This is a genomic window from Streptomyces sp. NPDC048288 (assembly GCF_043201555.1).
Lineage (GTDB): Bacteria > Actinomycetota > Actinomycetes > Streptomycetales > Streptomycetaceae > Streptomyces.
In genome coordinates, this window is the sequence record NZ_JBICZD010000002.1 from 746,635 (window position 1) to 765,117 (window position 18,483).

The 18,483-nt window shown below is 70.6% G+C and carries 29 protein-coding genes; 26 read left to right on the plus strand and 3 right to left on the minus strand.

Going from position 1 to position 18,483, the window contains the following annotated elements; translation table 11 throughout:
• Positions 1 to 9: 9 nt before the first annotated feature.
• The 8 genes from ACGFZS_RS09710 (at position 10) to ACGFZS_RS09745 (ending at position 3,852) form a co-directional block, all read left to right on the plus strand.
• Entirely contained in the window at positions 10 to 657 is a 648-nt protein-coding gene (locus ACGFZS_RS09710) for a hypothetical protein (RefSeq protein WP_393794647.1), read from the plus strand.
• A complete protein-coding gene (locus ACGFZS_RS09715; RefSeq protein ID WP_393794648.1) occupies positions 657 to 926 on the plus strand; it encodes a hypothetical protein in 270 nt (89 codons plus the stop codon). Before ACGFZS_RS09710 ends, ACGFZS_RS09715 begins: the two co-directional genes overlap by 1 nt.
• Positions 923 to 1,051 (plus strand): hypothetical protein, encoded by a 129-nt coding sequence (locus ACGFZS_RS09720; protein ID WP_393794649.1) that lies wholly within the window; start codon positions 923 to 925, stop codon positions 1,049 to 1,051. Before ACGFZS_RS09715 ends, ACGFZS_RS09720 begins: the two co-directional genes overlap by 4 nt.
• Positions 1,048 to 1,383, plus strand: coding sequence for a hypothetical protein (locus ACGFZS_RS09725; RefSeq protein ID WP_393794650.1), 336 nt, complete (start codon positions 1,048 to 1,050; stop codon positions 1,381 to 1,383). Before ACGFZS_RS09720 ends, ACGFZS_RS09725 begins: the two co-directional genes overlap by 4 nt.
• A gap of 144 nt (positions 1,384 to 1,527) precedes the next feature.
• The gene (locus tag ACGFZS_RS09730; protein WP_393794651.1) at positions 1,528 to 2,106 is read left to right on the plus strand and encodes a hypothetical protein; all 579 of its coding nucleotides are present in this window, start codon (positions 1,528 to 1,530) and stop codon (positions 2,104 to 2,106) included.
• Positions 2,103 to 2,378 (plus strand): hypothetical protein, encoded by a 276-nt coding sequence (locus tag ACGFZS_RS09735; protein WP_393794652.1) that lies wholly within the window; start codon positions 2,103 to 2,105, stop codon positions 2,376 to 2,378. The genes ACGFZS_RS09730 and ACGFZS_RS09735 overlap by 4 nt, the downstream gene beginning before the upstream one ends.
• 2 nt (positions 2,379 to 2,380) lie before the next feature.
• The gene (locus ACGFZS_RS09740; RefSeq protein ID WP_393794653.1) at positions 2,381 to 3,064 is read left to right on the plus strand and encodes a hypothetical protein; all 684 of its coding nucleotides are present in this window, start codon (positions 2,381 to 2,383) and stop codon (positions 3,062 to 3,064) included.
• Between the two features lie 92 nt (positions 3,065 to 3,156).
• A complete protein-coding gene (locus tag ACGFZS_RS09745; protein WP_393794654.1) occupies positions 3,157 to 3,852 on the plus strand; it encodes a hypothetical protein in 696 nt (231 codons plus the stop codon).
• Between the two features lie 22 nt (positions 3,853 to 3,874).
• Here ACGFZS_RS09745 and ACGFZS_RS09750 read toward each other — a convergent pair whose 3' ends face one another.
• The 3 genes from ACGFZS_RS09750 to ACGFZS_RS09760 all read right to left on the minus strand — a co-directional run bounded on the left by ACGFZS_RS09750 (position 3,875) and on the right by ACGFZS_RS09760 (position 5,555).
• The gene (locus ACGFZS_RS09750) at positions 3,875 to 4,756 is read right to left on the minus strand and encodes a trypsin-like peptidase domain-containing protein (RefSeq protein WP_393794655.1); all 882 of its coding nucleotides are present in this window, start codon (positions 4,754 to 4,756) and stop codon (positions 3,875 to 3,877) included.
• A 71-nt stretch (positions 4,757 to 4,827) separates the two neighbouring features.
• Positions 4,828 to 5,268: a DUF6233 domain-containing protein gene (locus ACGFZS_RS09755; RefSeq protein ID WP_393794656.1), complete on the minus strand. Its 441-nt coding sequence runs from the start codon at positions 5,266 to 5,268 to the stop codon at positions 4,828 to 4,830.
• Positions 5,269 to 5,324: 56 nt separating this feature from the next.
• A complete protein-coding gene (locus ACGFZS_RS09760) occupies positions 5,325 to 5,555 on the minus strand; it encodes a hypothetical protein (RefSeq protein WP_393794657.1) in 231 nt (76 codons plus the stop codon).
• A 197-nt stretch (positions 5,556 to 5,752) separates the two neighbouring features.
• On the opposite strand from ACGFZS_RS09760, the gene ACGFZS_RS09765 reads away from it, so the two are divergent.
• From ACGFZS_RS09765 to ACGFZS_RS09850, 18 genes are all read left to right on the plus strand, one after another.
• On the plus strand, positions 5,753 to 6,796 hold the full coding sequence (locus ACGFZS_RS09765; RefSeq protein WP_393794658.1) for a DUF2637 domain-containing protein: 1,044 nt from the start codon (positions 5,753 to 5,755) through the stop codon (positions 6,794 to 6,796).
• Between the two features lie 12 nt (positions 6,797 to 6,808).
• Positions 6,809 to 6,961 carry a hypothetical protein gene (locus tag ACGFZS_RS09770; protein ID WP_393794659.1) on the plus strand — a complete coding sequence of 51 codons (153 nt, stop codon included), beginning with the start codon at positions 6,809 to 6,811 and terminating at the stop codon, positions 6,959 to 6,961.
• Positions 6,962 to 6,972: 11 nt separating this feature from the next.
• Positions 6,973 to 7,506: a hypothetical protein gene (locus ACGFZS_RS09775; RefSeq protein ID WP_393794660.1), complete on the plus strand. Its 534-nt coding sequence runs from the start codon at positions 6,973 to 6,975 to the stop codon at positions 7,504 to 7,506.
• Positions 7,503 to 8,150, plus strand: a complete 648-nt coding sequence (locus ACGFZS_RS09780; RefSeq protein ID WP_393794661.1) for a hypothetical protein — start codon at positions 7,503 to 7,505, stop codon at positions 8,148 to 8,150. Before ACGFZS_RS09775 ends, ACGFZS_RS09780 begins: the two co-directional genes overlap by 4 nt.
• A 161-nt stretch (positions 8,151 to 8,311) precedes the next feature.
• Positions 8,312 to 8,491 (plus strand): hypothetical protein, encoded by a 180-nt coding sequence (locus ACGFZS_RS09785; RefSeq protein ID WP_393794662.1) that lies wholly within the window; start codon positions 8,312 to 8,314, stop codon positions 8,489 to 8,491.
• A 51-nt stretch (positions 8,492 to 8,542) separates the two neighbouring features.
• Positions 8,543 to 8,836, plus strand: a complete 294-nt coding sequence (locus tag ACGFZS_RS09790; protein ID WP_393794663.1) for a hypothetical protein — start codon at positions 8,543 to 8,545, stop codon at positions 8,834 to 8,836.
• Positions 8,837 to 9,184: 348 nt separating this feature from the next.
• Positions 9,185 to 9,643 (plus strand): hypothetical protein, encoded by a 459-nt coding sequence (locus ACGFZS_RS09795; protein ID WP_393794664.1) that lies wholly within the window; start codon positions 9,185 to 9,187, stop codon positions 9,641 to 9,643.
• A 148-nt stretch (positions 9,644 to 9,791) separates the two neighbouring features.
• Positions 9,792 to 10,271 (plus strand): helix-turn-helix domain-containing protein, encoded by a 480-nt coding sequence (locus ACGFZS_RS09800; RefSeq protein WP_393794665.1) that lies wholly within the window; start codon positions 9,792 to 9,794, stop codon positions 10,269 to 10,271.
• A gap of 10 nt (positions 10,272 to 10,281) precedes the next feature.
• Complete coding sequence (locus tag ACGFZS_RS09805) at positions 10,282 to 11,574, plus strand: PBSX family phage terminase large subunit (RefSeq protein WP_393794666.1); 1,293 nt, start codon at positions 10,282 to 10,284, stop codon at positions 11,572 to 11,574.
• Entirely contained in the window at positions 11,571 to 11,747 is a 177-nt protein-coding gene (locus ACGFZS_RS09810; RefSeq protein WP_393794667.1) for a hypothetical protein, read from the plus strand. The genes ACGFZS_RS09805 and ACGFZS_RS09810 overlap by 4 nt, the downstream gene beginning before the upstream one ends.
• Complete coding sequence (locus ACGFZS_RS09815; protein WP_393794668.1) at positions 11,731 to 13,338, plus strand: capsid protein; 1,608 nt, start codon at positions 11,731 to 11,733, stop codon at positions 13,336 to 13,338. Before ACGFZS_RS09810 ends, ACGFZS_RS09815 begins: the two co-directional genes overlap by 17 nt.
• A 12-nt stretch (positions 13,339 to 13,350) precedes the next feature.
• Positions 13,351 to 14,517, plus strand: coding sequence for a phage minor capsid protein (locus tag ACGFZS_RS09820; protein WP_393794669.1), 1,167 nt, complete (start codon positions 13,351 to 13,353; stop codon positions 14,515 to 14,517).
• Between the two features lie 52 nt (positions 14,518 to 14,569).
• Positions 14,570 to 15,382, plus strand: coding sequence for a hypothetical protein (locus tag ACGFZS_RS09825; RefSeq protein WP_393794670.1), 813 nt, complete (start codon positions 14,570 to 14,572; stop codon positions 15,380 to 15,382).
• A 16-nt stretch (positions 15,383 to 15,398) separates the two neighbouring features.
• Positions 15,399 to 16,463 (plus strand): major capsid protein, encoded by a 1,065-nt coding sequence (locus ACGFZS_RS09830; RefSeq protein ID WP_393794671.1) that lies wholly within the window; start codon positions 15,399 to 15,401, stop codon positions 16,461 to 16,463.
• A 2-nt stretch (positions 16,464 to 16,465) separates the two neighbouring features.
• Positions 16,466 to 16,879 carry a hypothetical protein gene (locus ACGFZS_RS09835; protein ID WP_393794672.1) on the plus strand — a complete coding sequence of 138 codons (414 nt, stop codon included), beginning with the start codon at positions 16,466 to 16,468 and terminating at the stop codon, positions 16,877 to 16,879.
• Positions 16,876 to 17,442, plus strand: a complete 567-nt coding sequence (locus ACGFZS_RS09840) for a hypothetical protein (RefSeq protein WP_393794673.1) — start codon at positions 16,876 to 16,878, stop codon at positions 17,440 to 17,442. The genes ACGFZS_RS09835 and ACGFZS_RS09840 overlap by 4 nt, the downstream gene beginning before the upstream one ends.
• Positions 17,443 to 17,458: 16 nt before the next feature.
• Complete coding sequence (locus ACGFZS_RS09845; RefSeq protein WP_393794674.1) at positions 17,459 to 17,968, plus strand: hypothetical protein; 510 nt, start codon at positions 17,459 to 17,461, stop codon at positions 17,966 to 17,968.
• A 63-nt stretch (positions 17,969 to 18,031) separates the two neighbouring features.
• Positions 18,032 to 18,478 (plus strand): hypothetical protein, encoded by a 447-nt coding sequence (locus ACGFZS_RS09850; protein WP_393794675.1) that lies wholly within the window; start codon positions 18,032 to 18,034, stop codon positions 18,476 to 18,478.
• Positions 18,479 to 18,483: the final 5 nt, after the last annotated feature.

Sequence of the window (18,483 nt, forward strand, 5' to 3'; positions counted from 1 at the left end):
GAGCAGCACATGTCCATGGACGACCGCCCCAAGCACCTCGACGCCCTCCTCACCCACGTCGCCGACAACCTCCCCGACGAGGAGACCGAGAGCGCCCGCGCTCAGCTCGCCCCGTTGGCCGCGAAGTTCCGCGAGGTACAGGCCCAGGAGCGCGCCAAGCTGCGCGGCGCCACCCTCGGAGCCGCCGCCGAGCACCTGCGCAACGTCCTCTTCCCCAAGGTCTACGACGACGCCGGACAGCGCACCGCCGAGGGCGTGACCCGGGCCGCTGGCGAACTCCAGCGCCTGATCGCCGACCCCGCCGTCCCGACGATCACCTGGCCGTCCCAGCGCGCCCTCGACGAGGCCACCTTCGACGTCCCGATCTCCAGCTCCATCCGCTACGCCGTGCGCGGTCGTCAGGACGTGCCGGACGAGTACAACGAGACCCGCACCATCGCCCCGACCGAGATCACCCTCACCTACCGGGCCATGCCCGACAGCCAGCTCGGCCGCGTCCACGCGTACGTCAAGGGCTGGTGGATGCACAACGGTGCCCGCGTCCACTCCGAAGCCGTCGGCCGGCACTTCCACGGTGACCTCGCCGGGTGGCCGGACTGGCTCGCCGACGAGGCCCGGAAGCACGACCCGGCCGCGACCGCCGAGGAGCAGTCCTGATGTCCAACTCGATCACCACCCTGTACGCCGTCTGCTGCCTCATCAGCGTCGCCAACACCGTCTTCCGCCTCATCCGCCCCCGCTACAACACCCGTTGGAGCCTCGGCCTCAGCGTCATCACCAACGCGATCATGTGCGTCAGCGCGATCATGCACGAGGTCTGGCCGTGGGACCTCGTCAGCCTCATCACCACGCTGGTCCTCATCGGCCTCTGGGTCGCCGTGCCCTCGAAGAAGACGCCCGCGCGCGACCCCGAGCAGCCGTCATGACGACCGTCGCCTTCGTCCTCCTGGTCCTCTCCGTCGGCGGCCCGCTCTGCGGCCACCAGTTCGTCCTCCCGGCGCTCGCCCGGAGCGTCGCCCGGGCCGCCCGCGCCCGCCGGCGGCAGCGGTGACCGCCCACCGTCGTACGGCCCGCGCCCTCCTCGGGGGCGCGGGCCTCGCCGCCGCCTCCACGGCGTACGCGGCCGACACCGCCCACGAGGTCCTGGCCGGGCTCGGCGCGTACACCGCGCTGCTGCTGGCCTGGTGCGCGCGCGGCTACTTCGCCGCGCAGCGTCGGCAGCTCGCCGAGGCCGACTGGGAGCGGCGCCATGTAGCCGGTGAGCGGCCCGCGCCGTTGGTTCCGTGCTGCACCCTCGCGCGGCACAGCGACGGTACGGCGCACGACCGGCGGTGCACGGACCCCTTCCACCGCCTCACCACCACCTCCTGGAGCAGCCGATGAACTGTCCGCCCCCCCGCCCGCGCGGGCGCCGACGCCGAGCACGAGCAGCTGCTCCGCAACTTCCGCCGCGCCCGCACCGACTCCGAAGCCCTCGCCGCCCTGCTGCAGCAGACCGAGGGCTACCTGTCCGCGCTGCATGGCTCCGTGGCCCGGCACGACAACCTCGCTGCGAACCTCGGCTGCGCGGGCTGCGAGCTGCGCGACTCGATCCGAGCCGTCCTCCTCGCTCTCTCCGATCCGGCTGCCCGGCGGGCCTACGCCACGGTTGTACGTACCACTGCGATCCGCGAGGCCGAGGCCCGCAACGCGATTGCCGCGCTCGGCCCCAAGGCATCGAGCCCGGCCACCGCGCCGCGCCTCCTCGCCTGCGGGTTCTGCTACGAGGAGCAGGGCGAGGAGGTTCACCCGCACCCCGAGTGCCCGATCGGCTCGACTGGGTCCGCACTGCGCGAGCAGCTCGCTGCCGTGCTCGCCCGCTTCGGCGACGTCGACCAGTACGCCATGGCGGACGCCGTTCTGGCCGAGATCCTGCCCAACACCCGCATCCTCGCGAGCCTCGCCCGGACTGCGGACGCCGACATCAACCGCGTCATCGACCTCTTCGGCCGGTGGACGCAGGCCGGGCCGCCGCCCCTCGGGACGTCCATGTCCCGTTGGTGGGACCAGCGCCTGGTCGAACTGCGCGCGGCCATCCTCGGCCCTGGCCTCACCGAGCAGTCATGACGGTCCGGCTGTCGATCCTCGGCGACGACGGAGAGTGGCACGAGGTGCCCGGCATCACCACCGTCGAGCTGCACCAGGAGGAGCCCGAGACGCTGCCGGACGACGCGTACTGGCGGCGGCACGACGCCCTCGACGCCCTGCACTTCGCGATGACCGCGCACGCGGACGCCCGTCGGTCGAAGGTCATCGACCAGGACGGCAACCCCGTCCGCCCTCGCCAGGACCGGCCCGCCTGGCAATCCCCGTACGGGCCACCGCCGAGGAGGCGCTGACTATGACGATCGCTGTGGACTTCGACGGTGTCATCCACCAGTACTCGCGAGGCTGGCAGGACGGCAGCATCTACGACCCGCCCATGCCCGGCGCCCTCGACGGCCTCCGCACCCTCATGGAGGGCGACGCGGTCTTCATCTTCACCACGCGCGAGCCCGAGCAGGTCGCCGCCTGGCTCACGGAGCACGGTCTCGCCACCACCACCGACGACCGCTGCCCGTGCCCCAACGGTCTGTACCGCATCCCGGACGAGTGCTCGACCTGCAAGGGGAGCGGCTACCTCACGTTCTGGAACCAGCGCGGCCAGCTGCTGGTCACGAACCGGAAGCTCGCCGCCGTGGCCTACCTCGACGACCGGGCGGTCCGCTTCACCGACTGGGACCAGGCCCTCACCGACCTGCTCCCTCCGTCGGCACCCGAACCCGCCTCGACCGGGAATTGCGAGCACTGCCCTGACGGACACACGCCCGCCGACCAGGGATCCCAGCCGTGGGGCGTGTACGTAGCCGATGGCCGCGATGGTGACGGACAGCCCACCCACCTGATCGTCACGCGCGCTGGTGGTGCGCACGTCGCCGAGTCCGACGCCGAGTGGATCCGTCAGCGTCTCAACCCAGCCGGGATCCCGCGCGAGCCTCAGCCGCAGCCGTTCACCGGCACCGGGCGTCTGGGCCGAGGGGCCTGACCCCTGCATGCGAGAGGGGCGCGCTTCACGTCTCGCCAGACCAGCGCGCCCCCGGCAGTGATCACCGTACCCCGCCCGCCACAGGAGCCACGATGACCACCGCCGACAACCTCCAGACCGTGATCAACCACTGGACCGACCTCCAGCAGGCGCTCGGCACCACCCAGGCCGACACCTGGCCCCCCGTCATGGGCATCGCCCGCCTCCACGACCACCTCAAGGCCACCGAGGAGGCCACAGAGCTGCGCGCCCTGGAGCGCTCCCCCGAGCAGCTCGGCACCACCGCCGCGCCCCTCCGCATCGAGATCCTCGACACCATGGCCGCGATCGACCGGCGCCTGGTCGACGCGGCCGACGTCATCGCCGACCACGTCCAGCGCCCGGCAGTCACCCGCGCGGTACGGTCGGCCGGCCCCGGCGACGACATCGCCCTCCAGCTCCGGACGCTGATCCTGAAGGACGAGGCGGACGAGCGCCGCTGGTCCTTCACCGACCCCCGACGCCGCACCGCGCCGTTCGCCGCCGCATGGCTTCTGGCCCGTCATGACGGGGCTCCCGGCCCCTTCGCCAAGCTCACTCCGCTCCACCAGGAAGCCATCGCCACGGCCGCCCGCTGGGCCGCCGGACAGATCGAGCAGGCCCTGGAGATGACCCGGCGCACGCAGGTCCTGGAGCGCCCGTGCCCGCACTGCCGGGGACAGCTGCGGGTCGAGGGCGGCGACGGCCAAGTGCCCACCGTCCTCTGCCAGGGATGTGGGCGGAGGTGGACCGGCAACGCGGCAGCGTAACGGCGTTGAAGCCAGATAAGCGTTACAGAGCCGTCGGTTGCTCCGGCTCATCCACCGGCGGCTTTCCTTGCTCGCTCCCGGGGGGCATCAGCTTCGCCCCGCCGACGGCTACGGCTGCCTCCAACGTCTCGCGGATGGCCCGAGCGTTGAACGCCACCCCCAGGTTCAGCTCCTGGGCGATCTTGACGTGAGGAGCAGTGGCTACCTCGACGGGAAGGTGAGCCTGCCTGAGCATCGTCTTGGCGATGATGCCGACGAGCGCGAGACGGTCTCCAAACGCAAATCCGCCGCCAACCGTTCGGTACGAGCCGTCAGACAGCAGGAACACCGGGCTACCGCTGCTCCCTCCGAACACCGAACCGTCCACGAGGAACGCTGGATCTCCGCCCATATCGAGGTCAAGCGGTGTGGCCGTGATACCGCGTCTCACGATCGGCGTGAAGTGCTTTGGGTCTCGGTGACCATTGGGGTAGCCGACGAAGGTGATCTCCTCGATGGCGTCGGCGTAGAAGTCCTTCATGTCGGTGGCGAGCATCGTCAGGTTGATGGTCCGGACGAAGCAGCGTTCGACGATGGTCGGCCACAGCGGTCCCAGAGGGATCACGGCCACATCGACGGCGGGATTGGGATGACCAACGATGCTGTCTGGCGCGAACTGGACCAGAACCTCTTTACCCAAGTCGGGCTCGTCAGCATTCGGCTTCTTCTGAATGAAGCGCGCTGTCAAGCCCGCTGCGTCCGCGACCACGTGCTTATTCGTGACTAGGGCCGGATAGGTCCGGTCGCCGTCGCATTCCGGATGCATCAGGAAGCCCGTGCCGTGCGTTCCAATGCCGGAGGTGGTGATCCGGTCTATGCGGGCGGTACAGAAGAGCAACTGTCTGCCCAGAGTGTCCACGTTCATTGGCGTAGCTTCGCACCCTACGGCAGAAGATCGTTGGCGATGTCGGGAATTTTCCTAACCGAAAGCGCTGGTCATGCGACGTCGATGCCCAACTCGGTGTCCGGCCGGCAGGTGTCGCAGGCCTGGAAGCCTCGGGGGTCGTTGACGAGGACCTGGCGGGCGAGGCCGGCCTCGATGGGCCGGCCGGAGGTGAATCCCTTGGCGCAGTTGCTGGTGTGGATGAGCGCGGCCGTCGAGGCCTTGGCGGTTCGCTCGGCAATGAAGCTGCCCGGGGGCCGGCCGTGAGTCCGGCGGTCGGCCCCCGGATCGCGGCGGTCCCCCGGTGGGCGCTTGGGTGCCGATATGACGGGCCGCGGGATGGCCCGGCGCTCGGCGCGGGCGAGCGCGGCCCGGACGGCGTCGTGCTGGAGGCGGAGGTAGGTACCGACGATCTCGTGGTCGGTCATCTGCTGGTCGAGGTGCGCGAGGATCACGCGCAGGCGCGCGGGGTCCGGCGGCAGCATCTCGCTCATGCGTTCGATTCTAGGGTGAGAGTCCCGCTCCGGCACCCCCGCCGGACTGGCTCCGGCTACTCGGCGTACCGCACCGCGCGCTTCACGGCCTGCTCCAGGTCGTACCGCGACATGGTCACGTCCTCGCGGCCTGCGTACTCGGTCAACGCGGCCTGGAAGACTGCCGCCGCCTCGCGCCACCGCACGCGCTGCGCGTCATACGCCTCGCCGTCGAGCCCGGCGAGCGCCGCGCGCGCCTCCTCGGCGGAACGTTCCAGCTTGATCAATTCGTCGGGGATGTCTGCCACGACCGGATCCTAAGCTGACGCCCCCATGACGCCCGTCAACGCCCCCGCTCGTTGAACCCGTAGCACCGCCTACGCACCGCGCGGTACCGTCATGGACGGCAGATGCCCCCCGTAGGGCGTCACCTCCAAACAGAACGAGCCCCGGCCAGGAGACTGCAACTCCCGCCGAGGCTCTGACCACAGGAGAGTGACCTCCTATGGCTGAGCTGCACCCTAGTGCGCCCACGCCCAACCCGACCACCCCGACGCCCGTACGCCGACTCGGCGGCAGCGTCCGCGCCGCCTGGTTCGCCGTCCTCGTGATGATGCTCGCCGCAGCCGCCTGGTCCATCAGCGCCAAGCTGACCGCCTGGGGCATGAGCGGCAAGCTCGCTCTCGCCCTGTCGCTGATGTTCGACTTGGCCGGCCTGCTCTGCGCCCAGTACGCCCGCCGCGCCATCGAGCGCGGCACGCCCGCCGGCCTTGCCCGCCTCGCCGTCCTCGTCTTCGTCACCGTCTCCGGACTCCTGAACTGGGACCACGGCCAGGACGTCGGCGGCATCGTCGGCGGCATCGGCCTCGCCTCGATCAGCTTCGCCGTCGAGCTGCTCTTCGAGCTGCACCGTCGGGATGTCCGCGACGAGCAGCGTGCCGCCCGCGGTCTGGTCGCCGAGCGCATGCCGCACATCCCACTGCTCGCCTGGGTGATGTTCACGGGCGACTCCTGGAAGGCGCTGCGCAGGGCGGTCCGCGTCCGGCTCGACAACCTCGACACCGTCCAGGCCCCCGTCACGACGGCCGTGACCAGCGTCGACAGGATCACGGAGCAGCCCGTGACGGCCCCCGTCATCGCGCCCGTGACGGCCCCGACCGCGCCCCCGGCGCTGCCCAGCGGCCCGACGCTCCCGCCCACGCCGCCGCCCGCGCGCAAGGCCCCGCCGCGCCCGCCAGTGGTACCGGCCAGCGCGCGCTTCCTGCCGGTCATGTGCCGCCAGGCGCTCCCGCCCGCCCCTGCGGCCCCGCCCGCAGGGGCCCAGGCGCCGATCCGGTACAGCGACCCGCGCTGCGCCGTCATCCGTGGGCTGTACAACACCCAGCCGCCGACCAGGCCGGGCACCAAGGCCATGCGCGCCGCGATCGTCGCCGCAGGTTTTGAAGACCCCTCCGACGGCTTCGTCCGAGGCACCCTGCGCAAGGAAGTCGAGCGCTACGAGCCTCACTTGGAGCACCTGCCCTCCGCGCCGTTCGCCATCGGCGCGTAGCCGCCCGCTGCCGTGACCGCCGTCTTCGGCGTGCTCTGCGCTGCGTGCGCGCTCCTCGCGCTCGCCGGTCTCGCCCTCGTGGTGCCCCGCGACGTCCCCCCGATCACCGGGACGTGCGCCTTCATCCTCACCCTCGCCGCGCTCGCCGTGGCCATCCTCCGCTGAGGACCCCAGCAATGCACCTGGCCCTGCCGCCCCTCAACATCCCCACCTACAGCCTCGTCTCCCTCGGCGGAGTCACCGTCGGACTCAGCTTGCTCGCCTGGGACTTCACCCGCTGGTGGACCAGCCACAAGAAGAAGCTCGCCCTCCGAGCCCTCCGCGACCTCGCCCCGCAGCTCCTGTGCCTGGCATACGGCGCACTCCTCATCCTGTCCGCCGGCGGCATCATCGGGGCCTCCGCCGACTGGTCCCTGTGGGGCACCAACCAAGTCGGCGACGTGATCCTGGTCTACGGCCTCGGCGGGACCACGCCCACCGTCACCCGGGCCACCCACCTTGCGCTCACCCCCGGCGGACACGCGGCCGTCATCATCATCACCGTCGTCATCGTCGCCGTCTGCTCCAAGCGCGGCTTCCGCTGGGACTTCGTCCGCCAGGTCCTCGCCGGTATCAGCCTGGGCCTGGCATCCAGCGTCGCGGGCGCGATCGGGTTCGCCGTCGCGCCGTCGGTCTCGTGGGCCGGCGACTACATCATGGGGCTGCTGTGAAGGCCCGCGACGAGCAGCCGGCCGAGCCCGTCGAGGTCGACCAGGAGGACGCGGGGGAGGACGACGAGCAGGGCGGCCGCGCCCCCGTCGTCGTCCTCTCCGTGCTCGGCCTGGTGGGCGCCTGGCGCCTGGTCGTCGCCGTCCCCGAGGTGGCCTACGTCGTCGTCGGGAGCCTCGGCACCATCGGCGTGCAGAAGGTCCGGGCGTGGCAGGCCGCGCGCGGCGACGGCGCCGACGGCGAGGTCGAGGAGGCCGAGCCGCCGGACGTTGGCGAGGCACTCCGGCGTCTCGTCGGCGACGACAAGGGCGTCCTCCTCACCGTCCTCCGCGACGACCTGAAGCTCCCCGACACCAAGGCCGTGAAGGCGCTCCTGGAGGCCGAGGACATTCCCTGGAAGGCCTCGCGCACGCGACTGGGGAATGGGCCGGCCGTACGTAAGGAGGCCATCCCGGCCGCCCCCTCTCCCGTTGTCGGCCATCCCCATGGGGACGGTTGTTGTTGCAGCTCAGGCGACAACAACAACGGCAACAACGGCGACGGGGAGGGGCCCGGAGAGAGGATCCGTGTAGAGCGCACCGATGGCGGGATGCGGATCATCGACCTCCTGGAGACCTACTTCACCGGGAAGGACGGCGACCGATGATCCGACGCCTCCTTGCCGCCCTCGGCTACGAGCAGCAGCCGCTCTACTACTGCGCCAGCTGCGGCGGCTACTACCCCATCAGCCACTTCGAGTGACTCACCCCGAGGGCCCCGTCGCGGATCTCCACCCGCGGCGGGGCCCTCGTGCGTCATCCTGACTGCATGCCGACCGTCATCCGGGCCACCGGGGAAGCCAAGGACATGACCCTCGACGAACTCGCGGCCTTCGTCGAGGAGGCGCTTAAGGCCGGCGTCTCCGGCGACCGTCCCGTCCGCGCCGAACTGTCGTACAGCGGGAAGATCAAGCAGGTGGAGATTGCCCTCACCGAGGACGACGACTGACCGCCCGGCCCACGTGATCCAACCGTTTGACATAGCCAGGATGATGGAGCGATGAGCGAACGCTTCAGGTATCGCGGCCCGGCCGTCATCGATGGCGTGCAGTTCGCCATCGTGCTCCTCCAAGAAGACACCGGCGCTGGCGAGAGCCTGCGAACCTGGTCAGGCATGTCGTCCTTCGTCGTGAGCGCCGCGCCAGACGGTTTCACCGGGAACCTGGGCAGTGACGGCCCCGTGAGGATCGAGCTTCCCGAGGGACGGAAGGGCCTGGTGCTCATCACGGACATCCAGTTCGACGGCCGAGCCTGGACCGTACATCTCCAGGGCACGGGCCCGGCGCCGGCATGAGTGAGTCGCACCCCGTCGACTCCGCAGGGCCGGGCGCATGCTGTGTCTCCTGGGGGCACTCCGCTTGCGCTCTCCCGCGAGGCCACGACCCAGAGGCCGAGGTACGGGTGCACCGCCAGTTCGAGCCGTCCGAGCACGCGGTCACCGTGCGGGAGGCGTTCCTGTTCGGCGACGGCCTGACGCCCAGTGAGTTGCGGATCCGGATGGAGGAGTGGGGCGAGTAGCCCGTCACGGCGCCGTTGACGCCCGTCACGACGGGTCGAACGGTCACGGAACTGCCACAACCGGCTCACACTGCCCCAGGCGCCCGCGATGATGCCTCCTCAGGACATAAGCCCAGGGGGGACCATGCGCATCCGCCACACCATCGCCGCCGTCGCCATCGCGGCCGCCGCTCTCACCGCCTGCTCCAGCACCACCGACCAGGCCGACACGAAGCCGAAGGCCACCTCGAGCCCGGCGCCGGCCAAGGCCGCCGGCCTCACCGCGAAGGCGGCCGCCGCCCAGCTCGCCGATGCGACCGGCGTGACCGATCTGGGGAACCCGTCCGACAACACCAGCGGATGCGCCAGCGGCTCCGAGTGGGACTGCACGCAGCTGATCACGACGGACACCGTGTCGATCTACGAGTACAAGTCCCCGGCGGTGGCCGCGCACTGGGTCAAGGCCATGAAGAAGACGGGAGACTGGCGGCAGGTCGGTCGGTTCGCGCTCGCCTGGACGGCCCGGGACCAGGACCTCACTTCGGACGACCGGCGCGCCGAGCTGGTGACCGCGCTGAAGAAGGCCACCGCCAGCGAGGCGTGACGTGACCTAGTTGCTTTCCAGGTCAGCGTGATCCATCCTGGGCGCAAGTCCGGCGTGCCCGGACACAAAAACTCATGATCGCGCCATCGAGCGCACCACAGGAGGCCCGCCACCGCGCGGGCCTCCGCCATGTCCAGGGGGTGAACCCATGGGCAGCTCGAACCCCGTCACCGACGCCGAACGGCAGCGCGTCCGCGAACTGCACGCCGCAGGCAAGGGCCGCAACGAGATCGCCAACGAACTCGGGCGCTCCGGCCGCACGATCAGCGAGATCGCCAAGGGCCTCGGACTCTCCTTCGCTCGGGCCGCCGAGGTGCGGCAGGCCACCGAGATCCGCCAGGCAGACCTTGCAGCACTGCGAGCCCAGCTAGCTCTGGATCTCACGCACGACGCCATGAAGCTCCGCGAGCAGATGTGGCAGCCCGCCAAGATCTACAACTTCGGCGGCAAGGACAACGAGTACAACGAGCGTGATGTGCCCGAGCCTCCGGCCGATGCCAAGCGGACCTTGATGGGTGCCGCAGGTATGGCCATTGACCGGTCGCTGAAGCTCGCCCCGCCCGAGCAGGACACCGAGGGCCTGGCCGCCGTCGACGCCTGGCTGAAGGGGATGATGGGCGGCAGCTGAGGGGGACGTCTTGGTTCAGCCCCTCGTCGGCAAGCAGCTGCGCGCCACCTCCCTCGCGACCGCCCGCGGCAACCTCTGGGAAGGCGCCGTCCGGTCCTCCAAGACCGTGTCGTCGATCCTGGTGTGGCTGAAGTACGTCCGCACCGGCCCGCCCGGCGCCCTGCTCATGGTCGGGAAGACCGAGCGCACCCTGAAGCGCAACATCCTGGACGTCATCGTCGAGATGGTTGGCGTGAAGCGCTGCAAGTACAAGGCGGGCGCGGGCGAGGTCATCATCTTCGGCCGCACCATCTACGTGGCCGGCGCAAACGATGAGCGGGCCGCCGACAAGATCAAGGGCATGACCCTCGCGGGTGCGTACTGCGACGAGGTCACCACCTTCCCCGAGAGCTTCTTCTCGATGCTCGGCACCCGCCTCAGCGTCGAGGGCGCGCAGTGGTTCGGCACCACGAACCCCGAGGGCCCGAACCACTGGCTGAAGAAGAAGTTCCTGGACCGCGCGCGCCTGCACCTGCGCCGGGACGGGTCGGTCGTCGAGTCCTCGGACCCGAAGGCGCTGGACCTCCACCGGTTCTCGTTCTCCCTGGACGACAACCCGTACCTGCCGCCGGCCTACGTCGCGAACCTCAAGCTGGAGTACCAGGGCCTCTTTTACAAGCGGTTCGTCCTCGGCGAGTGGTGCCTGGCCGAGGGCGTCGTCTACGACATGTTCGACGAGGCCCGGCACGTCGTCGACGTGATCCCCGAGGTCCGGCACTGGATGTGCGTGGGCCTGGACTACGGCACGATCAACCCGTTCTCCGCGCTCCTGGTGGGTGTCGGCACGGACGACCGGCTGTACGTGGCGAGCGAGTACCGGCACGACTCCCGGGCCGAGCGCCGGCAGCTGACGGACGCCCAGTACAGCGTGGCCATACGGGAGTGGCTGGCCACCTACCGGCACCGGGGCGGTGAGGGCGTCACCCCTCAGTGGATCTTCGTGGACCCGAGCGCCGCATCGTTCATGACCCAGCTCTGGTCCGACGGAGTCCAGGGCGTGGCCAAGGCCGACAACGAGGTCAAGGACGGCATCCGCAGCGTCAGCGTGGCGCTCGGCTCCAACCTCCTCCACGTCCACCGCTCGTGCACCGGTCTACTCGCCGAGCTGCCGTCGTACGCCTGGGACGAGAAAGCCGCGAAGGCCGGCGAGGACAAGCCGCTGAAGGTGGACGACCACTCCGTGGACGCCCTGCGGTACGCCCTGCACTCCTCGGCGCACGAATGGCGCCACATGGTCCGCGCAAACCTGGAGGTAGCCGCGTGAAGGTCGAGGTGCTCCTCCGTACCGAGGGCCAACTGGCCGCTGTAGTCGGCGAGGCCGAGGGCGAGACCTGGCCCGAGATGCAGACCGCGCTCCCCGCGCTGCTGCGGGGCCTGGCCGACACCATCGAGAAGCGAGACGAGACCGGGGAGGTACCCGATGCCGCTCCCCACTAAGAGCGTTCGCTGGCCGCCGGTCCACCCCGCCATCCAGGCCGACATGGCCGACTGGTCCGCCTGGTTCTCCGCGAACCCGGACCGACTCTCCTACCGGTACCGCAACCGGCACCGCGACGCAGCACGCTTCGGGCCCCCGGAGAACCGCCCGAGCCAGTACCGGGGCGGCGTGGTCGGCCGCGTCGCCCGCTGGTTCTGGGGCGAGCCCACCCCGCTCGGCGAGAAGCGCGCCAACCTCCACATGCCGCTCGCCCGGGACATCGCACGCACGTCGTCCGACCTGCTGTACTCCGAGCCGCCCACCCTGAAGGCCGAGAACAAGGCCACCCAGGAACGCCTCGAAGCGCTCATGGACCTCGGGATGAAGCGCACCCTGATCGCGTCCGGCGAGACCGGATCCGCGCTCGGCGGCGCGTACCTGCGAATCGTCTGGGACGACGCAATCCGGCCCGGCCCGTGGATCAGCATGGTCCACGCGGACGGCGCCGCACCGACCTTCGCGCACGGCGACATCCTCAGGTCGGTCACCTTCTGGACGGTCATCGTCTGCGACGGGCAGCGCGTCGTACGGCACCTGGAGCGGCACGAGCCCGGCCTGATCCTGCACGGCGTCTACGACGGCACCGAGGAGAACCTCGGCAAGCCGCTTCCGCTGGAGGCCTTCGCCGAGACGAAGGATCTGCTGCCGGTCCGGCAGCTGCCGGCTGGGATGGAGAAGCGGCTCGCGGTCTCGTACATCCCGAACACGATGTTCGCGCCAGACTGGCGGGACATCCCCGGTGCGGCCGGGCTCGGCACCTCGGACTACCAGGGCGCCGAGACGTTCCTGTCGTCGATCGACGAGACGTACACCAGCTGGATGCGGGACATCCGCCTCGCCAAGAGCCGGATCATCGTCCCGTCCGGCTACCTGCTCAACCTCGGGCCCGGGCAGGGCGCGGTGTGGGAAGACCGCGACGTCTACGCGCCGATGAACGTCCCCCCGACGTCGGACCAGCAGATCACCCTGAACCAGTTCATGATCCGGCACGAGGAACACCGGGCCACGATCGAGGAATTGGTCAGCAAGGTCATCCGGAACGCGGGCTACAGCGGCGGCACCTTCGGCGACGACTCCGCCGGCCAAGCCGTCACCGCGACCGAGATCAAGGCGCGGACCGCACGGTCGATGACCACGCGCGCTCGGAAGGCGGAGCTGGCCGCGACCGGCATCGCGGACATCGTCGAGAGCCTACTCATGCTGGAGTCCAGCGGCATGTTCCCGGGCGTAACCGGGGTCGAGGTCGAGCGCCCCGACGTCGACTTCCAGGACAGCGTCCAGGACGACATCAAGACCCTCGCCGAGACCGCGGCTCTGCTGCAGCAGGCCGAGGCCGCCTCTACTCAGGCGAAGGTGGAGCTGCTGCACCCCGACTGGACCGAGACGGAGCAGCGCGAGGAGGTCGACCGGATCCTGAAGGAGGCCGGGCGCCTCGTCGAGGATCCGCTCACGCTCGGCGCGGACCGGCCGCCCTTCGGCGGACAGCCGGAGGACGGCGGCCAGGGCGCGGGTGACGGTGCGGCGGCCGCCGGTGGTGCGGCCACGGAGTAGCGGGAGGACCTGATGCCGGTCAGTCCCGACATGGCCGAGGATCTGGCGGCCGCAGTCTCCACGCTGTACGAGCAGGCCGAACTCGCGCTCATTGAGAAGGTGACGCAGGCCCTCGCCGAAGGCCTCGACAGCCCGCTGTGGGCCGAGCTGAAACTGCACGCAATCGGCAACCTCCGCACGGCGATCGAGGAGATCATCGCCGTGCTCCAGGTCGACTCGGCCGGCGCGATCCATCAGGCGCTCACCGAGGCGTACGACCGCGGGCAGCAGGCTGCCATCGTGGAGCTGGGCGCGCTCGCCACGGGGCCCGCCCTGGCGGCTGCCGAGGCGCTGCCCACGGCGCCCGCCGTCGACCGCCTGGCCGCCGCCCTGGTCCAGGAGACCGGCCCGGTGCACGCCCGGATCCTGCGGGCGGGCCTGGACGTCTACCGGCAGGTGGTCGCGCACGTCACCTCAGCGCCGCTGCTCGGAGCCACGACCCGACGCGAGGCTGCGGGCCGTGCGCTCCAGCAGTTCGCGGCCCGCGGCGTGACCGGCTTCGTTGACCGGTCCGGCCGGGCCTGGAACATGACCTCGTACGTCGAGATGGCCACCCGATCCGCGCTCGGGCGCGCGGCCGTGCAGGCGCACGCGGACCGCCTAGCGGCCGCCGGCGTCGACTTGGTCCTCGTATCGGACTCGCCCGAGGAGTGCGAGCGCTGCCGCCCCTGGGAGGGGAAGGTGCTGCGGCGCGATGGCCCCTCGGGCGCAGACGAGGTGGAGGTCGAGCACACCACCGAGGACGACCGCATGGTCCGCGTCCGCGTGGCCGGCAGCCTCCCGGAGGCGCGGGCGGCCGGCCTGCTTCACCCGAACTGCCGCCACTCGATCTCGATCTACCTGCCGGGGGTGACCCGGCCGCGACCGAAGCCTCCGGCCCGGGCTACGTACGAGCAGTCGCAGAAGCAGCGCGCCCTTGAGCGGCAGGTGCGTGCGTGGAAGCGGCGCGCGGCCGCAGCCGTCGACGATGCCACCCGCACGCGGGCGACCGCGCGGGTGCGCGATTACCAGGGCCGCATCCGGCAGCTGGTCGCGGACACCGGCCTGCCGCGCAAGAGCCACCGCGAGCAGATCGACGTGCCCGCGAAGCCAGCCACCGCAACCCGGCCCGCCGCTCCGGCGCGCCGGGCAGTGCGCTGACGAGACTTCCGGCCGCCGCACGGCGCCGGGCAACCCGAAACGGGAGATCAACATGCAGGTCCCTTTCAAGCGTTCGCGCGCCTTCAAGCACCCGCTGGCGACGCACTCCGCGCTGGACGTACTGGGCTACCGCCGCAACGGCGCGCCGATCTACGCCATCGCGGGTGGCAACGGCGAGGGCGAAGGAGGCTCAGGCTCCGGAAGCCAGGGCGGCGCCGGTGACGGCGGCCAGGGTGGCGCCGGAGACGGCGGCGCGGCCGGCGGCGACGGCGGTCAGGGCGCAGGCCAGGGCGGGCAACAGTCCGGGAAGGAGTCCGGCCAGTCCGGATCCGGCTCGGGCGACGGCACCGACTGGGAAGCCAAGTACCGCGAGACGCTCGGCCACTCCCGCGAGTGGGAGAAGCGTGCCAAGGCCAACTCGGGCGCCGCCGAGGAGCTGGAAAAGCTCAAGGCCGCGAACATGACCGAGCAGGAGAAGGCCGTCGCTGCGGCAGAGAAGGCAGGCCGCACGGCCGCCACCACCGAGTCGGCAGTCGAGATCGAGAAGCTCACCGGGCAGCTCCGGGAGCTGACCGTCCGCGACGCCGTTCGCGAGCGCGCCGAGAAGCACGGCGCGAAGTCGTCCGCCCTGCTCGACTCCGTGAGCTTCCGGCAGAAGATCGCCGACCTCGACCCGACCGCGAAGACCTTCGGGGCCAACCTCGACGACGCGATCAAGGCCGCAGTCAAGGACAACCCGACCGCCTTCACCGCCCAGGGCGCCGGTAAGAGCGGCGCGGACCTGTCCGGCGGCACCGGAGAAGGCGGCGTCAAGAAGCGCGCCGGATCGCTCGCCGGCGCGATCGAGAGCCACTACCAGACCTGACCATCAGGAGTAACCCATGCCCGTGACGCTCGCCCAGGCGCAGCTCAACACCCAGGCGGACATCGACTTCGCCGTCATCGACAACCTCCGCCGCAACAGCTGGCTGTTCAACAACATGGTCTGGGACGACACGGTCACCCCGGGCACGGGCGGCGACAGCCTGACCTACGGCTACACCCGGCTGCTCGCGCCGTCCTCGGCGTCGTTCCGCCGGTTCAACGAGGAGTACGTCCCGAACCAGGCCTCGCGCGAGCGCAAGACCGTGGAGCTCCACCCGCTGGGTGGCGCGTTCACCGTCGACCGCAAGCTGGCCCGCCTTGGCCCGGCCGCCTCCAACGAGATCAGCTTCCAGCTCGCGCAGAAGCTGACCTCGATGCGGACCCGTTTCCAGCAGGAACTGATCCTCGGCGACACCGCCGTCGACGACGCCGGCTTCGACGGCCTCGACAAGGCCCTGACTGGGCAGTCCACGGAGTTCCTGCCGATCAACGAGGGCGTCACTGCGGGATACCTCGACTGGTCGCCAGCCACGGTGAACACCGAGGACCTCGCCATGTCGGCCTTCGACGCCTTCGACGACTTCCTGTCCCGGATCATGGGCTCTCAGACCGGGTCCGGCGACACCGGCGCCGACGGCTCGATCCCGGCCGGAGTGAAGGCCGTCCTGGGCAACACCAAGAGCATCTCCCGCATCAAGTCCCTGGCCCGGCGCGCCTCGCAGTTCACCTCCGAGCGCAACAGCCTGGGCATGCTGATCGAGCGGTACGGCGACTGGGTCCTGGTCGACCTCGGCGACCGTGCCGACGGCGCGTCTCCGATCATCCCGATCCAGACCCGCGACGCGGACGGCGCGGGCGGCGGCGGCAACATCACCGGCCTGACCGACATCTACGCGGTGTCGCTCGGCCTGGACGCCTTCCACGGCGCCTCGATGGCCTCCACCCCGCTCGTGGAGACCTACCTGCCCGACTTCTCGCAGCCGGGCGCGGTCAAGACGGGCGAGGTCGAGATGGGCCCCGTCGCGGCCGTCCTCCGCAACACCAAGAGCTGCGGCGTCCTGCGCAACGTGAAGGTGCGGTGACCATGAACCGGTACAAGATCGAGGCTCCGGTCCGGTCGTTCTCCGGCGAGTCGGTCGGCGTCCAGTTCACCAGGGGCACCGGCTACGTCGACGACTCCACGAAGGACGGGAGGGCCGCCCTGGAGTACTTCCGTCGGCACCACTACGGCGTCGCCCTGGCCGACGAGAAGACCGAGGAGGAGCGCGTCCAGGAGATGGTCACGGGCGCGCCCGCGCAGCGTGGTCCGATCGCTCCGGACGAGCCGTTCGACCCGGCGAAGCACAGCGTCGACGAGGTCCTGGCCCACCTGGGCGAAGCCGACCTCTCCGAGGCGACCCGCGTCCTGGACGCGGAGGCCGCCGCGACGAAGCCGCGCGTCGGCATCACCAGCAAGCGCGAGGACATCCTCGCCGCGAAGGGAGGTGCCGGGCAGTGACGCTCCTCGGCGCATACAAGGGGAACCCCCGCAACGACCTCGGCTGGCTCAACACAGCCGGCCGCCCCGACCCGGAGGCGACGTTCCACCGGGCCAACCTGCCGCGCGTCGGCCTGGACGACGTCGCGACCGCCGCGACCGGCGTCCTGTGCTCGGTCGCCCTGTACCTCCAGGACGGCGATCTGATCGCCAACCTGACGTTCATCAGCGGCGGCACCGCGGGCGGCACGCTGACGAACCAGATCGCGGCTCTGTACAACGGCGCGGGCGCGCTGCTCGCCCAGTCCGCGGACAAGACGAGCGAGGCCTGGGCAGCGGATACCGCGAAGACGTTCGCCCTGGCGACCGCACAGCGGATCACGAAGTCGGGGATCTACTACGCGGCGCTGGCGATCGCCGCGTCCACGGTGCCGACGCTGGTCGGCTCCACGGCCGCCAAGCCGTTCCTGACGGGCGAGGGCAACCTGGCCCAGACGTCTGGCTCCGGCATCGGCGCCACCGCCCCGGCAACGATCGCCACGCCCGCCTTCAAGCGGGCCGTGCCGCTCGTCATCGCGACCTGATCGGGGGGACTGATCCATGCCTCTCTCCGCGAGTCTCGCGATCTCGGCCTTCGCCGAGCTCAGCCAGGCGATCGACCTGGGCACCGGGCGCGTGCCCCAGTCCCTGAGCCGCTCAGCCCAGCTCACCACGGGCACGGGCGCGGGCAAGGCCGACAAGGTCTTCTCCGACCGGCGCACGCTCGCCGCGTCGGGGACCGAGGACCTCGACCTCGCCGGTGTCCTCTTGGATGCGTTCGGTGCGGCGATCACCTTCGTCCGGATCAAGGGCCTGTTCATCGCGGCCGCTGCGGGCAACACGAACAACGTGGTGGTCGGCGCCGCCGCGTCGAACCCATGGGCCGCGCTGCTCAGCGCGACCGGCACCGTCACGCTCCGGCCGGGCGCCGCCTGCGGCTTCCTCGCGGGCTCTGCGGACGCCACGGCGTACGCGGTGACCGCGAGCACAGCAGACCTGCTGAAGGTCGCCAACTCGGGCGCCGGCACGTCGGTCACGTACGACATCCACATCGTCGGCGCGTCCGCGTAGCCGACCGTCTGCGGCAAGGGGGCTCTTCGGGGCCCCCTTCCGCATTCCTGGAGGACTCCCACGATGGCGAACATCGTCTTCAACATCGCCCTTGGGCGCGTGGCGCAGTACGCCTCGCTGCCCCTCACGAACGACGCGCTGATCATGGTGCCGATCGAGACGTCCGGGATCGTCGCCGACTCCACGATGCGCGACTACGCGGACCTTTCGACCCTGCTCGCCGGGGCTAGCAACGAGCAGACGACCATGGGCCGCAAGACCCTGGCGAGCGTGACGGCCACGGTCGACAACACCAACGACCGCGTGAACATCGACTGCGCGGACGTCACCTGGACCGCCGCCACTGGCAACGCGATCAGCGCGGTGGTCATCTGCTACGACCCGGACACCACAACGGGCACGGACAGCGACCTGATCCCGCTGACCAAGCACGACGTGACCATGACCCCGGACGGCAGCGACTTCACGCTGACCATCTCGGACTTCGCGCGGGCCTCGTCCGCCGCCTGACGCCC

What these genes read in the sequence shown, in the direction of transcription:
- ACGFZS_RS09820 (WP_393794669.1), top strand. Translation starts at nt 13,351, where the DNA reads ATGCCGGTCAGTCCCGACATGGCCGAGGATCTGGCGGCCGCAGTCTCC.
- ACGFZS_RS09710 (WP_393794647.1), top strand. Translation starts at nt 10, where the DNA reads ATGTCCATGGACGACCGCCCCAAGCACCTCGACGCCCTCCTCACCCAC.
- ACGFZS_RS09750 (WP_393794655.1), bottom strand. Translation starts at nt 4,756, where the DNA reads ATGAACGTGGACACTCTGGGCAGACAGTTGCTCTTCTGTACCGCCCGC.
- ACGFZS_RS09845 (WP_393794674.1), top strand. Translation starts at nt 17,459, where the DNA reads ATGCCTCTCTCCGCGAGTCTCGCGATCTCGGCCTTCGCCGAGCTCAGC.
- ACGFZS_RS09755 (WP_393794656.1), bottom strand. Translation starts at nt 5,268, where the DNA reads ATGAGCGAGATGCTGCCGCCGGACCCCGCGCGCCTGCGCGTGATCCTC.
- ACGFZS_RS09775 (WP_393794660.1), top strand. Translation starts at nt 6,973, where the DNA reads ATGCACCTGGCCCTGCCGCCCCTCAACATCCCCACCTACAGCCTCGTC.
- ACGFZS_RS09795 (WP_393794664.1), top strand. Translation starts at nt 9,185, where the DNA reads ATGCGCATCCGCCACACCATCGCCGCCGTCGCCATCGCGGCCGCCGCT.
- ACGFZS_RS09825 (WP_393794670.1), top strand. Translation starts at nt 14,570, where the DNA reads ATGCAGGTCCCTTTCAAGCGTTCGCGCGCCTTCAAGCACCCGCTGGCG.
- ACGFZS_RS09785 (WP_393794662.1), top strand. Translation starts at nt 8,312, where the DNA reads ATGCCGACCGTCATCCGGGCCACCGGGGAAGCCAAGGACATGACCCTC.
- ACGFZS_RS09790 (WP_393794663.1), top strand. Translation starts at nt 8,543, where the DNA reads ATGAGCGAACGCTTCAGGTATCGCGGCCCGGCCGTCATCGATGGCGTG.
- ACGFZS_RS09765 (WP_393794658.1), top strand. Translation starts at nt 5,753, where the DNA reads ATGGCTGAGCTGCACCCTAGTGCGCCCACGCCCAACCCGACCACCCCG.
- ACGFZS_RS09740 (WP_393794653.1), top strand. Translation starts at nt 2,381, where the DNA reads ATGACGATCGCTGTGGACTTCGACGGTGTCATCCACCAGTACTCGCGA.
- ACGFZS_RS09830 (WP_393794671.1), top strand. Translation starts at nt 15,399, where the DNA reads ATGCCCGTGACGCTCGCCCAGGCGCAGCTCAACACCCAGGCGGACATC.
- ACGFZS_RS09720 (WP_393794649.1), top strand. Translation starts at nt 923, where the DNA reads ATGACGACCGTCGCCTTCGTCCTCCTGGTCCTCTCCGTCGGCGGCCCG.
- ACGFZS_RS09715 (WP_393794648.1), top strand. Translation starts at nt 657, where the DNA reads ATGTCCAACTCGATCACCACCCTGTACGCCGTCTGCTGCCTCATCAGC.
- ACGFZS_RS09815 (WP_393794668.1), top strand. Translation starts at nt 11,731, where the DNA reads ATGCCGCTCCCCACTAAGAGCGTTCGCTGGCCGCCGGTCCACCCCGCC.
- ACGFZS_RS09735 (WP_393794652.1), top strand. Translation starts at nt 2,103, where the DNA reads ATGACGGTCCGGCTGTCGATCCTCGGCGACGACGGAGAGTGGCACGAG.
- ACGFZS_RS09800 (WP_393794665.1), top strand. Translation starts at nt 9,792, where the DNA reads ATGGGCAGCTCGAACCCCGTCACCGACGCCGAACGGCAGCGCGTCCGC.
- ACGFZS_RS09745 (WP_393794654.1), top strand. Translation starts at nt 3,157, where the DNA reads ATGACCACCGCCGACAACCTCCAGACCGTGATCAACCACTGGACCGAC.
- ACGFZS_RS09835 (WP_393794672.1), top strand. Translation starts at nt 16,466, where the DNA reads ATGAACCGGTACAAGATCGAGGCTCCGGTCCGGTCGTTCTCCGGCGAG.
- ACGFZS_RS09850 (WP_393794675.1), top strand. Translation starts at nt 18,032, where the DNA reads ATGGCGAACATCGTCTTCAACATCGCCCTTGGGCGCGTGGCGCAGTAC.